Annotated in this window: 10 protein-coding genes and 1 tRNA gene; 9 read left to right on the plus strand and 2 right to left on the minus strand. The window is 56.1% G+C overall.

The annotated features are described in order from the left end of the window. The first annotated feature begins 95 nt into the window (after nt 1–95). From NQ490_RS13685 to NQ490_RS13720, 8 genes are all read left to right on the plus strand, one after another. Complete coding sequence (locus NQ490_RS13685) at nt 96–956, plus strand: phosphatidate cytidylyltransferase (protein WP_007046593.1); 861 nt, start codon at nt 96–98, stop codon at nt 954–956. A gap of 18 nt (nt 957–974) precedes the next feature. Then, a complete protein-coding gene (gene dxr / locus NQ490_RS13690; RefSeq protein ID WP_007046592.1) occupies nt 975–2,126 on the plus strand; it encodes a 1-deoxy-D-xylulose-5-phosphate reductoisomerase in 1,152 nt (383 codons plus the stop codon). A gap of 16 nt (nt 2,127–2,142) precedes the next feature. Beyond that, nucleotides 2,143–3,234, plus strand: a complete 1,092-nt coding sequence (locus tag NQ490_RS13695; protein WP_007046591.1) for a M50 family metallopeptidase — start codon at nt 2,143–2,145, stop codon at nt 3,232–3,234. Between the two features lie 12 nt (nt 3,235–3,246). Continuing rightward, the gene (gene ispG, locus NQ490_RS13700) at nt 3,247–4,299 is read left to right on the plus strand and encodes a flavodoxin-dependent (E)-4-hydroxy-3-methylbut-2-enyl-diphosphate synthase (RefSeq protein ID WP_007046590.1); all 1,053 of its coding nucleotides are present in this window, start codon (nt 3,247–3,249) and stop codon (nt 4,297–4,299) included. 33 nt (nt 4,300–4,332) lie between these two features. Then, on the plus strand, nt 4,333–4,599 hold the full coding sequence (locus tag NQ490_RS13705) for a hypothetical protein (protein ID WP_007046589.1): 267 nt from the start codon (nt 4,333–4,335) through the stop codon (nt 4,597–4,599). Between the two features lie 39 nt (nt 4,600–4,638). Continuing rightward, nucleotides 4,639–8,946 carry a PolC-type DNA polymerase III gene (locus NQ490_RS13710; protein WP_040917619.1) on the plus strand — a complete coding sequence of 1,436 codons (4,308 nt, stop codon included), beginning with the start codon at nt 4,639–4,641 and terminating at the stop codon, nt 8,944–8,946. 100 nt (nt 8,947–9,046) lie between these two features. Then, nucleotides 9,047–9,292: a preprotein translocase subunit SecG gene (secG, locus tag NQ490_RS13715; protein ID WP_007046586.1), complete on the plus strand. Its 246-nt coding sequence runs from the start codon at nt 9,047–9,049 to the stop codon at nt 9,290–9,292. A gap of 156 nt (nt 9,293–9,448) precedes the next feature. Further along, the gene (locus NQ490_RS13720) at nt 9,449–11,581 is read left to right on the plus strand and encodes a ribonuclease R family protein (RefSeq protein WP_040917618.1); all 2,133 of its coding nucleotides are present in this window, start codon (nt 9,449–9,451) and stop codon (nt 11,579–11,581) included. A gap of 111 nt (nt 11,582–11,692) precedes the next feature. Here NQ490_RS13720 and NQ490_RS13725 read toward each other — a convergent pair. Then, nucleotides 11,693–11,784, minus strand: a tRNA-Ser gene (locus tag NQ490_RS13725). Nucleotides 11,785–11,993: 209 nt separating this feature from the next. Between NQ490_RS13725 and NQ490_RS13730 the strand changes: the two genes are divergently transcribed. Continuing rightward, a complete protein-coding gene (locus NQ490_RS13730; protein ID WP_007046583.1) occupies nt 11,994–13,190 on the plus strand; it encodes a cation:proton antiporter in 1,197 nt (398 codons plus the stop codon). Between the two features lie 41 nt (nt 13,191–13,231). Here NQ490_RS13730 and NQ490_RS13735 read toward each other — a convergent pair whose 3' ends face one another. After that, complete coding sequence (locus tag NQ490_RS13735) at nt 13,232–13,972, minus strand: DUF975 family protein (protein ID WP_050764685.1); 741 nt, start codon at nt 13,970–13,972, stop codon at nt 13,232–13,234. Nucleotides 13,973–14,174: the final 202 nt, after the last annotated feature.

The following is a 14,174-nucleotide window of genomic DNA, read 5'->3' on the forward strand; positions in this document are numbered from 1 at the left end:
ACTTCCTCATCGTCTGTGCGGGCATGCCGATGGGCACGCCCGCATAGGCTGTTATGAGTATTTGTATTATTCCATCCGTGAAAGGGAACCACCGTATGAAGACCCGCGTCATTACCGCCGTCGTCGGCCTGGCTTTGCTTGCTGTCGTACTGGCATTTTTCAACACCATCCTGTTTGATCTGGTGCTCACTGCCGTTTGCCTGATTGCCATTCATGAAGTATTTTCCGCCATGGGATTCGGCAAAAAGCAGTGGTATCTCTATGCTGTGGCTGTGCCGTACACGCTGCTGATCATGCTCACGACTACCCAGGCGGCCCGCATGCTGGTGCTGCCGGTCAGCTTTCTGGTGGTGCTGTTTTTCAATATCTGCCAGATTGCACAGGTGCAGAAACTGGATTTCGGCAAACTGGCAGGATACGTCTATTTTTCCGGGGTCATTATCTTCTGTTTTTACTCTCTCATTCACCTGAAACGGATGTTGCCTTTTGAAACATACCGCTACGACGCCGTATATTTTATTCTGTTGATTCTCTGCTTCGCCTGGGGCGGCGACACCGCCGCCTACTTTGCAGGGCGTGCCTTTGGCAAGCGCAAGCTGGCACCGATTGTCAGTCCCAACAAGACGGTGGAAGGTGCCATCGGGGGTGTTGTGGGCAGTATCATTGCCGGAATGCTGCTGACGGCGGCTTATACGCTGCTTTCTTCCGGATATAATGTGATCAGTATCCAGATGCGTCCCAAACATTACCTGGTGTTGCTCTTCATGGGAGCCATCGCCTCGGTGCTGGGTATTCTGGGAGATTTGTTTGCCTCGGCAGTCAAGCGTCAGTCGGGCATCAAGGACTACGGTACGATCTTCCCGGGACACGGCGGGATTCTGGACCGTTTTGACAGCGTGATGTTTATTGCCCCGTTTGTGGCGATTGTCGTGCGTTATTTCTTCTATGTACTGTAAAATAAAGGATGAAAAATCATGAGTAAGACCATCACTCTGCTGGGCTCCACCGGTTCCATCGGTACCCAGAGCCTGGATGTATGCCGCATGCACGGTTATTCGGTTTTTGGTCTGGCAGCGCATTCCCGCGTGGATAAACTGCTGGAGCAGATTCAAGAATTTCATCCGCGCTATGTCGTGGTTGTGGACCCGGACGCTTTCCGCAAACTGGAAGGAGAACTGGCCGGGCAGCCCGATGCACCGATACTGATGCAGGGGCCTGACGCATTGCGGGAGCTGGCCGCCATGGACGGCCCGGATGTGGTTCTCAACGCGGTGGTCGGCATTGCGGGTCTGGATGCCTCGCTGGCAACCATCGAGAGCGGTCATGATCTGGCGCTGGCCAACAAGGAGAGCCTTGTTACCGGCGGTCACCTGGTAACCGATGCGGTCAAACGCAACGGTGTGCACCTTTTGCCGGTGGACAGTGAGCACAGTGCCATCTTCCAGTGTCTGCAGGATGCCCACAGCGCCAAAACGCTGGAGAAAATTTTGCTGACAGCGTCGGGCGGCCCGTTCTTCGGCATGACCACCGAGGAACTGCGCGGCAAGACCAAGGCGGATGCGCTGCGCCATCCCAACTGGAACATGGGAGCTAAAATTACCATCGACTCGGCGACGTTGATGAACAAAGGTCTGGAACTGATTGAAGCGGCATGGCTGTTCGGCCTGCCGGAAGACAAGATCCAGATTGTCGTTCAGCGCGAGAGCATCATTCATTCGGCGGTTCAGTTTGCCGATCATTCCATCATTGCCCAGCTGGGCGTGCCGGATATGCGCATCCCCATCCAGTATGCCCTGACCTGGCCGGAGCGCCTGCCCAGCCCGGTCCCGGAGCTGGATTTTACAGCGCTGACCAAGTTGAGCATTGCCACGGCGGATGAGGAAACTTTCCGCTGCCTGGCCGCCTGCAAAAAGGCCATCCGTAAGGGAGGTCTTGCACCCTGTGCGGCAAACGGCGCCAATGAGGCGGCGGTTGCCCATTTCCTGCGGGACGAGATCGGATTTCTGGATATCGGCCGCCTGGTGGAAGGCATGGTGGACAGCGACAGCTTCGGCGGTGACTACACCCTGGCTGACGTACATGAATGTGACCGGATGGCCCGCGCGTATGTGGAAGCCCATATTTGAGATTTGAGAGGTGCCTATGACTGCATTGCTGACCGGGCTGGTATCCCTGCTCGTGTTCGGGGTTGTCATTTTGGTGCATGAGCTGGGCCATTTTTGGGCGGCCCGGCATTGCGGCATCCGGGTGGAGGAATTTTCCATCGGATTTGGCCCAAAGCTGTTTGCCTGGAACCGCGGCGGAACCCGGTATACATTGCGGCTGATCCCGCTGGGCGGGTACAATCTTTTTGCCACGCCGCCGGATCCAGATGAGGACGGGGAAGAAATACTTCCGGTTCGTCCGCCGGAACGGAAGAAAACGCTGTTCCCGGTAACGGTGCGCGGTCTGGAATTCGAGCAGGCCGGAGCCTGGCAGCGCTTCTTTGTGACGCTGTGGGGAGCAGTGATGAATTTTCTGCTCGGGCTGATCGTTCTGCTTGTGTTGGTTTTCAGCATGGCGAATCTGGGCGGTACTACCATCGCTCAGTTCGTGGATGGCGCTTCCAGCAGCCAGACCGGGCTTGAGCTGGGGGATACCGTTGTGGCTGTGGACGGTAACCGGGTGCGCACCGCCAATTCCCTGGCACAATTGTTTGACGGGACATCAAAACAGCATACGATGACGGTGCTGCGCCAGGGAGAAATCGTAACGCTCCATGATGTGACGGTGGCCCCCACTACCGATGAAAACGGCAACGTCATCAGCGGTGTGGATTTCCGCGTGGCGGCGGTGCCCAAGACGCTGCGCAATGTGCTGGTACAAACCGGGGAATTCTTTCAGTATTACAGTACAGCCATTCTTGGAGGTTTCTGGGAACTGGCTACCGGACGGGTCGGCGTCGACCAGCTATCCGGCCCCATCGGTACGGTTTCAGCGGTCAGCCAGGCGGTACAGTACGGCTGGCGGGACGTTCTTTCCCTGATGGCTCTTCTGACCATCAACGTGGGAATTTTCAACCTGCTGCCCATTCCCGCTCTGGACGGCTGCAAACTGTTGTTTTTGTTGTTTGAAGGCCTGACGGGACATGCAGTGCCCCAGCGCTTTCAGATCGCGGTCAATACCGCGGGAATGGTCCTGCTTCTGTGGCTGATGCTGCTGGTGACGATGCAGGATATTACCAGGATTTTATAAGGAGGAGCAGCTATGACGCGCCAACTGAAACGAGAAGTCAAGATCGGAAACATTACCATCGGCGGCACCCATCCCATCACCGTACAGACGATGCTCAACGTTCCGGTCAAGGATATTGCGGGCAATGTGGCCCAGGCCAAGCGGGTGGCGGCAGCCGGCTGCCAGATCGTTCGTGTTACCGTGCCTACGCCTGCCGATGCGGCGGTGGTTTCTGCCATTAAGGAAGCGGTGGATATCCCCGTGGTGGCGGACATCCATTTTGATTACCGCGCCGCATTGGCCGCCTTGGATGCCGGGGCCGACAAGATCCGCATCAACCCCGGCAACATCGGCGATGATGACCGGGTCAAGGCGGTGGCGGATGCCTGCAATGCCAAAAATGTGCCCATCCGGATCGGTGTCAACGGCGGCAGCCTGGAAAAGCATATCCTTGCCAAGTATGGCGCTCCGGTGCCGGAGGCTATGGTGGAAAGTGCACTGTATCATGTGCGCCTGCTGGAAAAACACGATTTTGACAACATTGTCATCTCCATCAAATCCAGCAATGTCCCCCGTATGATGGCAGCCTATCGAATGCTGTCGGCGCAGACGGACTACCCGCTCCACGTGGGTGTGACCGAGGCGGGCGGCAACCGTATGGGGCTCATCAAGTCCGGCATGGGCATTGGGGGACTGCTGCTGGAAGGTATCGGCGATACGCTGCGTGTTTCGCTGACGGAGGATCCGGAAAATGAGGTCTACGCCGGATATGATATCCTGCGGGCGGTGGGCTATGCTGTGGCAGGGCCTGAGATCATCAGCTGCCCCACCTGCGGCCGGACCCAGTATCCGATGATCGAGATTGCCAACGAGGTGGAGCGCCGTCTGCGTGACGAAGGATTCAAGAAGCCTCTGAAAATTGCCATTATGGGTTGTGTGGTCAACGGTCCCGGCGAAGCATCCGATGCGGACATCGGTATTGCCGGCGGCAAGGATGAGGCCCTGCTCTTTATCCGCGGAGAAAAAGTCCGCATGCTGAAAGGGGATATCGTCGGTCAGTTCATTGACGAAATCCATAAACTGTGAGCTGCTGAAGTGCCGGAAAGGAGCCGGTCCGTCATGGAGACTCTGGTGGAGATCATCGGCACGATCCTGTTGGAAGTCCTGCAGGCAATCTGGCCGCCCATTCTGGCCATTGTCAACGGCGCGCTGGTTCTTTTTCTGGGGTTGGCGAGCTATCTTTACTATGCCGCGGACCAGCCCTTCCGGGCCGGTGGCAGTCTGGCTGCGGCCATCCTGTTTCTGGTCGTTTTCATCGCGGGATTCAAAACGGGCGTTTATAAGCGGTGTGCTGCCCAAAAACGGCAGAACGGACGCCGGAAATGATGCAAGGACTTTTGCTTATTCAGTTGCAAAGGAGCTATTTTGAAACCACTTGTTACCCAGGTCTGGCCGCAGTTTACGGCGGACCAGCAGTTCTGCAACGCCTTCGGCAGCGTACTGGTTGAGCGCGTGGAACTGCACCGTACCAAACGTCAGGTTGTTATCTGCCTGCGCAGTGCCGAACCTCTGGACCAGGCGCTGTGCGGGCGCCTTTGTGCATCCCTGCAGGAAGTATTTGCAGGGTATGAGCTGCATCTTCGCAATTATTTTTCCTATCCGAATATTACGCCGGAATCGGTCTGCCTGATGATCGAGGAACTGAAAGAAAAAGGCATGCCGGTCAATGGCTTTTTGGACAAGAACCAGCCGGTGGTGTTTGGCGAAGACGGAATTACCATCCGGGTGAACGCGGGACGTACCATTCTGGAAAGCGTGGAATTGCCCCGGGTATTGGCGGAGCTGATTCAGGAGCGCACGGGTTCACTGCCGATTGTGCGCCTGGCCGATACCGGCAACGCCCGCACCGAGGAAGAATTCGAGCAGTATCTGCAGGAAAAGACGCCGGTGGTCAAATTCGAGGCCAAGGAAACGCCGCCTGATTTCACCATTGAAGGTCTGTCCCTGTCCAACAAACCGGTCAAAGTATTCTACGGCAAGAATTTCAAACCTGCCGAGACCCGTCGTCTCAACGATCTGGGCGACGGCGGCAAGGTGGTGGTCTGGGGCGACGTCTTTGCCACCGAAGTCAAAGGCAGCCGCCGCAAGATCTATTTTACTTCCATCACCGACTATACCGGGTCGGTCAACCTCAAGATCCTGGGCGACGAAGATGCCGACATGTCCAAGTGGGAAGGGCTCAAGCCCGGCACCACGCTGATTGTCCGCGGCAATTATATGTACGACAAGTATGAGCATGATTTTGTCATCATGCCCTACGATGTGCTGCAGGTGGAGCGGGAACCCCGCCAGGACACCGCTCCCGACGGACAGAAGCGGGTGGAACTGCATCTGCATACCAAGTCCAGTTCCATGGACGGCTTCAACGATCCCGGCAAGATTGTGCGCCTGGCCCACCGGATGGGGCACCGTGCCATTGCCATCACCGACCACGGTGTCTGCCAGGGGTATCCCGAAGCGATGCTGGCGACCGACGATATTCACAAAAACGACCCGAATTTCAAGCTGATCTACGGCTGTGAAGCGTACTTTGTGGACGATATGATTCCGGCCGTTTATGGCAAGGCACAGATGCCGCTGTCCGGGTCTTTTGTGGTGTTTGATACCGAGACCACAGGCCTGGACTCCAACGTGGAGGCGTTGACCGAGATCGGTGCCGTCTACGTGGAAAACGGCAAGATCAACGAGGAAAAGAAGTTCTGCACCTTTGTGAATCCCGGTAAGCCCATTCCTCAGAAGGTTGTGGAACTGACCGGTATCAACGATGCCATGGTGGCCGATGCACCCACGCCTGAGGAAGCCATCCGTGCATTCAAGGAATTCTGTGGGGACCATGTACTGGTAGCGCATAATGCCCACAGCTTTGATATGCTCTTCATCCGCAAGGCGGGGGAGAAGGCGGGCATCAGCTTTGACGAAAACACCTATATTGATACGTTGCCCATGGGCCAGGCGCTGTTCCCGGGCCTGCGCAACTATAAGCTGGACACCATCAACAAGCACTTGGAAATTCCGCCTTTTAACCATCACCGGGCGGTGGACGATGCCATGGCCCTGGCACGGATTTTTGAGGTCATGCTCAATGACCTGCAGGAAAAGGACATCCCCACCGTGGAAGCCATCAACACCGGTCTGGGCGGCAACAAGGAAGTTCTGAAAAAGAAATACTATCACCTGATCATTCTGGTGCAGAACCAGGTTGGCCTGAAAAATCTGTATCGGATTGTCAGCGCGGCGCATACCCAGTATTTCTTTAAAAAGCCCCGCGTGCCGCGCAGCCTGCTGAACAAATACCGCGAGGGCCTGCTGCTCTCGCCGGCCTGTGAAGCAGGCGAACTTTACAGGGCAATTGTGGCCGGACAGCCCTATGAGCAGCTGCTGCGCATTGCCGATTACTACGATTATCTGGAAGTGCAGCCGCTGGGCAACAACGAGTTCATGGTCCGCAACGGCCAGGTGGACTCTATCGAGGCCATCAAAAACTTTAACCGAACCGTGATCAAACTGGGCGAGGATCTGCACAAGCCGGTGGTGGCCACGGGAGACTCCCACTTCCAGGAGCCGGAGGACTGGATCTACCGTGCTGTGCTGCAAGCGGGCAATGGCTTCAAGGATGCCGACAACCAGGCGCCGCTGTACTACCACACCACTACAGAAATGCTGGAGGACTTCAGCTATCTGCCCCAGGACAAGGCCTTTGAAATCGTTGTCACCAACCCCAACAAGATTGCGGCTACCATCGACAACAATCTGCGGGCTATCCCCAAGGGCACCTACCCGCCCAGCATCCCGGGCGCCGAGCAGGAACTGCGCGACGATACCTGGAAACATGCAGCCAGGGATTACGGCACGCCGCTGCCCGATGTGCTGCAAAAACGTCTGAAGAAGGAACTGGACTCTATCTGTGGCCACGGTTACGCGGTTCTGTATGTCATTGCTGTGCGTCTGGTGGCCTACTCCAATGCGGGCGGTTACCAGGTTGGCAGCCGTGGTTCCGTCGGCTCGTCGGCGGTTGCCCACTTCTCCGGTATTTCCGAAGTCAACTCCATGCCGCCTCATTATCTGTGCCCTGAATGCAAGCACAGCGAGTGGATTGATGACGGTATCCATATGGACGGTTTCGACCTGCCCGATAAAAACTGCCCGGTCTGTGGGCATAAGATGATCGTGGAAGGACACGACATTCCCTTCGAAACCTTCCTGGGGTTCTATGGTGACAAGGAACCGGATATCGACCTGAACTTCTCGGGTATGTATCAGTCTCATGTCCATCGCTACACGGAGGAACTCTTCGGCAAGGAAAACGTCTTCAAGGCCGGTACGGTTTCCGGTCTGCAGGATAAGACGGCCTATGGCTATGTCAAAAAGTATCTGGAGGAGCGTGGAAAGACCGTCAACCGTGCGGAGGAAAACCGCCTGGTTATCGGCTGCACCGGCGTCAAACGCACCACGGGCCAGCATCCCGGCGGCATGGTCGTTGTGCCCGATACGTTTGATATCTATGACTTTTGTGCCATCCAGCATCCGGCGGACGACGTCAAGGGCGGCCTGCTGACCACCCACTTCGAATTCAAATATCTGCACGATACGCTGCTCAAGCTGGATGAGCTGGGCCACGATGTGCCTACGTTCTATAAATACTTTGAGGAATATTCCGGTATCCCCATCGACTCGGTGCCGATGAACGACGAGAAGGTGTACAGCCTGCTCACCAGCCCGGAGGCGCTGGGGGTGACGGAGGAACAGATCGGTTCCAAGACCGGTACCTTTGGAATTCCCGAGATGGGCACCAACTTCGTGCGCCAGATGCTGCTGGATGCACAGCCTAAGAATTTCTCGGAACTGATCCAGATTTCGGGGCTGTCCCATGGTACCGACGTTTGGACCAACAACGCCGACGAACTGATCCGTTCGGGCACCTGCACCATCGCGGAAGTGATCGGCTGCCGTGACAGTATCATGTTGTATCTGCTGCGCAAAGGCCTGGAACCCAAAATGGCTTTCGATATTATGGAGGCCGTGCGTAAAGGCAAGGTGGCCAAAGGTGGTTTCCAGCCGGGCTGGGAGGAAGCTATGCGGGAACACGACGTGCCGGACTGGTACATCGAATCCTGCCGCAAGATCAAATATATGTTCCCCAAAGCCCATGCGGTGGCCTACCTGATGGCGGCCATCCGACTGATGTGGTTCAAAGTCTATCATCCGGCCATCTTCTACGCAGTGTACTTCACGGTGCGCGGCGCGGATATCGACTACGAAGCGGCCGTGGGCGGCGTGCGGGTGGCCAAGGAGCATCTGCGGGACAACGAGCGCATCCCCAAGGAGGAGCGCACCGCCAAGGATGACGATGCGCTGGTCAGCCTGCAGTTGGAAAATGAAATGCTGCAGCGCGGTTGTCAGTTCCTGCCCATCGAACTGGGCAAGAGCCATGCCAGCAAATACGTGGTGGAGGACGGCAAAGTCCGTCTGCCGTTTACGTCGCTGCGCGGCCTGGGTGAAGCGGCTGCTGTGGCGCTGGAGGAAGCTACGATCCACGGTCAGGAGTATATCTCCATCGAGGAACTGCAGCAGGCCAGTGGCGTGGCAAGCTCGGTGTTTGACAAACTTCGCTCGGTGGGCGCCCTGGGCAACCTGCCGGAAACCAGTCAGGTGGACCTTTTCAGCCTGATGTAATATGGGAAAGAACGGCAAATAAATCGCAAAAAAAGCTTGCACCATCGGCATATCTGTGTTATACTATACCCCGCATGAGAAGTTAAAGGAGTGCTATTCAATGAACTGGTATGAGATCGCTCTCGGCTGCGTTCTGATTGCAGTGTCGCTTTTGATCATCGTTTTCACCCTTGCGCAGGAGCAGAAGGGCCAGGGCCTCTCTGCCGCAATCATGGGCGAGAACACCCACATGGCGGCCGGCCGTGAGCGCGGCATCGACGCCAAGCTCGCCAAATGGACCAAGGTCTTTGGCGGTGTGTTCTTTGTGGTGGTGCTGGTTGTCTGCGTACTCAGCGCCCGCCTGTAATCGGAGAAACAGCAATCACAAAACAAAAGGGTCCGCCAAGCGCGAAGAAGTCTCTGCGCCCCGGCGGGCCGTTTTTTGTGGGAAAGTGGCGGGACGAGTCCCGCAGTTGGAAGGGCTGCACCGGACGGTGCGGCGACGTAAATTAAAGGAGCAAGTATGACACCGTTACAAAAAAGTATCCTGTCTGCTGTCAAGCGCCGTCCCATGACGCTGCGCGAGCTGCAGAACAACCTGCAGGTGGACAATTCCCGCCTGCGTACCACCGTGTCGGCTATGGTGGCCACGGGTGAGCTGTCGATGCGCAATGGCACCTATGTGCCGGGCTTTGCCACCTATCAGAATGACGCCAATCCCAACACGATTCCCTGCACGCTGGTCAAGCTGGCGGCCCGGTTTGGCTTTGCCAGCCGGGATGATGGGCAGGGAGATATCTTTATCCCGGGCCGGGCGCTGCACGGCGCCATGCCCCAGGATAAGATCGACGTCAAGCTCTTCGAGCATCCCCGTGTGGAGGGCTCTTCCGAAGGCGAGGTGGTGGAGGTCAAGGTCCCCAACAACCGTTTTGCCGGTACGGTTTGTCTGGCTGATGATGGCCGTCTGGCGGTGGAACCCGACGGATGCCGGGATGTGAAGTTCCTGCTGGCCAAGCAGGGGAGTGAAGGCGTGCATATCGGCGACAAGGTCGGTATTCTGATCACCCACCGCGGACCGCGTCACAGCGATCACCGCGCTGCGGTGGTGGAAAAATTCGGCTCCTCCGACCGTGCCGCAGAGTGTGCCAAGGCCATTCTCTACGGCCGCAATGTGCGGCAGGAATTCCCGCCGGAGGTGCTGGCGGAAGCGTACGCTTACGATAATGCGGTCATTGATCCCACCGAGGCGGCCCGTCGGATGGACCTGCGGGGCATTCCCATCTTTACCATTGACTCGGCCGAGACCAAGGATATCGACGACGCCATCAGTCTGCAGAAACTGGAGGACGGTGGCTATGAGCTGGGCGTGCATATCGCAGATGTCAGCCATTATGTCCGCCCGGGCTCGGCGCTGGACAACGAGGCTTTTGAGCGTGCTACGAGTATCTATTACGCCGATAAGGTCATCCCGATGCTGCCGACCCAGCTTTCCAACGGTATTTGCTCGTTGAATCCCGCGGAGGACCGTCTGGCTTTTTCCTGCTTGATGCGCCTGGACGGGGAAGGCAATATTCACAGCTATCATTTTGTGAAAACGGTTATCCGCAGCCGCGTGAAGGGCGTTTATAAGGAGATCAACGCGCTCCTCGAACCTGAAGAAGGGGCAGATCTGACGGAGCTGAAAGATAAGTACGCGGATGTGCTTGAGCAGCTCCCGGTGATGGACGAGCTCTATCGCAAGCGCCTGGAACTGCGCCGCAAGCGGGGAGCGATGGAGATCGAATCCGACGAGGCAAAACTGATTATCGATCCGGAGAGCGGCCGCTGCGTGGACATCGTCAAGCGGGGCCGTGGCACGTCGGAGTGCATGATCGAGGAATTTATGCTGTTGGCGAACCAGTGCGCCGCCAATGCCGGCCGCACCAACAAGGTGCCCTTTGTCTACCGCGTGCATGAGGCACCCGATGCCGAAAAGATGGAAAAACTGTCGGCCACGCTGTTGGCCTGCGGTCTGAACGCCAAGTTCAAGAATCCCATCCCCACCCAGTTGGAGTTGGCGGCGCTGCTGGATGAAACCCGTGGTCAGCCCATCCAGACGCCGGTGCACACCGGTATCCTGCGCAGCATGCAGAAGGCCCGCTATGCCCCGCAGCCCCTTGGCCATTACGGTCTGGTGCTGGCGGACTATGCGCACTTTACCAGCCCCATCCGCCGTTACCCTGACCTGGCGATTCATCGCATCCTGAGCGAGATGCTGCTGGGAGCCTCTTCGGAGCGCATCGGCAAGGACTTCAACGAGTTCGCACAGAAAGCCAGCGAGCAGTCCAGCCGGAAAGAGGTGGATGCTGTGCGTATCGAGCGCGATGTGGAAGACCTTTACAAGGCTGAATATATGCATGAACACCTGGGCGAAGTGTATACCGGCACGGTGGCCGGTATCACGCCCCGCGGTGTCTTTGTGGAGCTGGAAAACACCGTGGAAGGCTTTGTGCCGGCGGCGCAGCTTTGCAAAGGTGAGGCTCAGGTTGTGGACGGCGTCAGCATGCTGGATCCGCTTACCGGCCGCAGCTGGATGCTGGGCACTTCCATGAAGATCCGTGTGGCGGCGTCCGATGTGGCGCTGGGCCGTATCGACTTCGAGTATATGGTGGAGTAATCCTGGAAAAATAAATGGCCCGCCTGGGAGTTTCCCGGGCGGGCTATTTTGCTGGGCAAATAAAACAAAAATAAAAAAGCACCCACAGCCAAAACCGTTGGTGCTTCTTTATGGCGGAAAGAGAGGGATTCGAACCCTCGAGGGCTTTAGGGGCCCTACACGATTTCCAGTCGTGCGCCTTAGACCAGCTCAGCCATCTTTCCACAGCAGTCGTCTGACTGCATGGGCTATTATAGCAATTTATGGGGGAGATGTCAAGTACAAAATCAAAAAAAGTTTTTTCGTCAATATTCACAAAGAAAATCAGCAAAACCAACAAAAAGGCCGGAAGCTATTGCAACCATCCTTCCAAAAATGTTAAAACTATAACTAAGTTCGGTTTTATATAGATCTGGAAGAAGTGGGGGTTATTATGTATTCGGTTTTTCGGGATCTGGCGATCATCATCCTCAGCGCCAAGTTTTTTGCACTGGTGGCGCGGAAATGCAAAGCGCCTCAGGTGGTAGGTGAGATCATTGCGGGACTTCTCATCGGACCTTGCCTTTTCAACCTGGTGCAGAGCAATGATACAATCTCTGTATTTGCCGAGATCGGCGTTGTTTTGCTGATGTTCACCACCGGCCTTGGCACCAACCTCAAGGAACTGCTGCGGGCGGGACCTATTGCAACGCTGATTGCCTGTGTGGGTGTGGCGGTGCCTCTGGCAGGCGGCACGCTGCTGTACAGCCTGTTTTACGGTTTTGCTGCCGTTGGTACGGTGGAGTTTTACCGGGCGTTGTTTATCGGCACCATCATGACGGCCACCAGCGTCTCCATCACGGTGGCGACGCTGCAGGAACTGGGACATCTGAAAAGTTTTCTGGGCACAACCATTGTCAGCGCGGCGGTTATCGATGATGTCATCGGCATTGTGGTGCTGACCTGCGTTATCGGCGCCAGCTCCGGCGAGGGAACCGGCCTTGGACAAGTGCTGCTGAACACCGTCCTCTTCTTTGTGGTGGCCATTGTGGTCGGTATTGTGATCCACTACGCGATGCAGTGGCTGGACAAGCGCAACCCGCACACCCAGCGAATCACCATTGTCAGCCTCGCGTTTTGCTTTGCCATGGCATATGTGGCGGAACAGTATTTCGGCATCGCGGATATTACCGGCGCATATATTGCCGGTATCGTGCTCTGCACCATGGAGGATGCGTCCTATGTGGAGCGCCGTGTGGATATCAGTAACTATGTGATTTTCGCACCGGTCTTCTTTGCCAGTATCGGCCTGAAAACCGATATCAGCGGTCTGACGCCGGACATCCTGCTGTTCTGCGTCTGTTTCGTGATTGTGGCACTGGTCACCAAAATCGTGGGCTGTGGCCTGGCTGCGAAGATCTGCCGCTTTAACTGGGGGGACTCCTTCAAGGTGGGCGTCGGCATGATGACCCGCGGCGAGGTGGCACTGATCGTGGCTCAGAAGGGCCTGGAAGTCGGCGTGGTCGATCCTGTTTACTTTACGGCCGTCATCCTGCTGATTGTGGTTTCCTCGGTGGCGACACCTTTGGTGTTGAAGAATCTTTTTGTGAAGATGCCGCCGCAGCCGCATCCCAACCAGATTCAGGCATAAAAATAACCCGGTTCAAAATGAACCGGGTTATTTTTATATGCTCAGAAACGGGAGGCGTCATGCCGCACAAAACCGCCCAGTTCGTGGGTGGTGGTAAGGCCCTGCGCCAATGCTTTGGCGCGCATAGCCGCATAGAATTCCGCAAAGGTCGCGTTCATATACGGGAAAAGAAAGTAACTGCCGATGCCCAGCGTCAGGATACAGAGGAGAATCCAGCCCAGGAAGGAAAGCTCCAGAATAAAGAAATGAAGTTTTTCGCCGTACATTATTTCTTTGCTCAGCTCCATGGCCCGGGAGGTACTCAGATAAGGGTTCTCGGCCAGCAGATAGGGAACCAAAGCGTAGCAGTAGGTCCAATAGATGCCGGGAATCACGAGCAAAAACATGCCGACGGTGATTTTCAGAGAAGTGAGAAAAGAAACTTTGACTACGTTCAGGTACGGGGTCTGGAACACACTGAAAAAAGTGCTGATGGGGGAGGGACTCTGCCGGCTTTCCATGAAGTAGCGGCAGCTGCCGACCTCCAGTACCCCGGAAATAAAAATACTCCACAGAATCCCGAGCACCGCGCCGATCAGTGAAGCGACCAGGACCCAAACCAGAAAGTATGACGGAAGGGATTCCAGATAGCGGCTGGCCTCTTCGGGAGAATACAGCACACTAAGATTGGTGACGCCTCCACCGCTGAGTAAAGCGATGAGAAAACATCCCCAGAAAGAACGCCAGTAGCGACCGCGCAGGGCGTTCCGGGCGTTGGTTTTGAGCATGGAACATGTCCACATGGTGTTTGCACCTCCATTCATTAAGCACATTATAGCAAATTAGGCGGGGAAAGCAAGAGAATCAAAAAGTAAAAGAACGACAGTTCGTTTGTTTTTGAAAAAACAAAAATAATTTGGATTTTTTTGAAAAAAGTGCTTGACATTTGGGGGGACTATGGCTATAATAATACACGTCGCCCGGGTCACGAGGCAAACGAAAGAC

This window comes from Subdoligranulum variabile (genome assembly GCF_025152575.1).
Classification (GTDB): Bacteria; Bacillota; Clostridia; order Oscillospirales; family Ruminococcaceae; genus Gemmiger; species Gemmiger variabilis.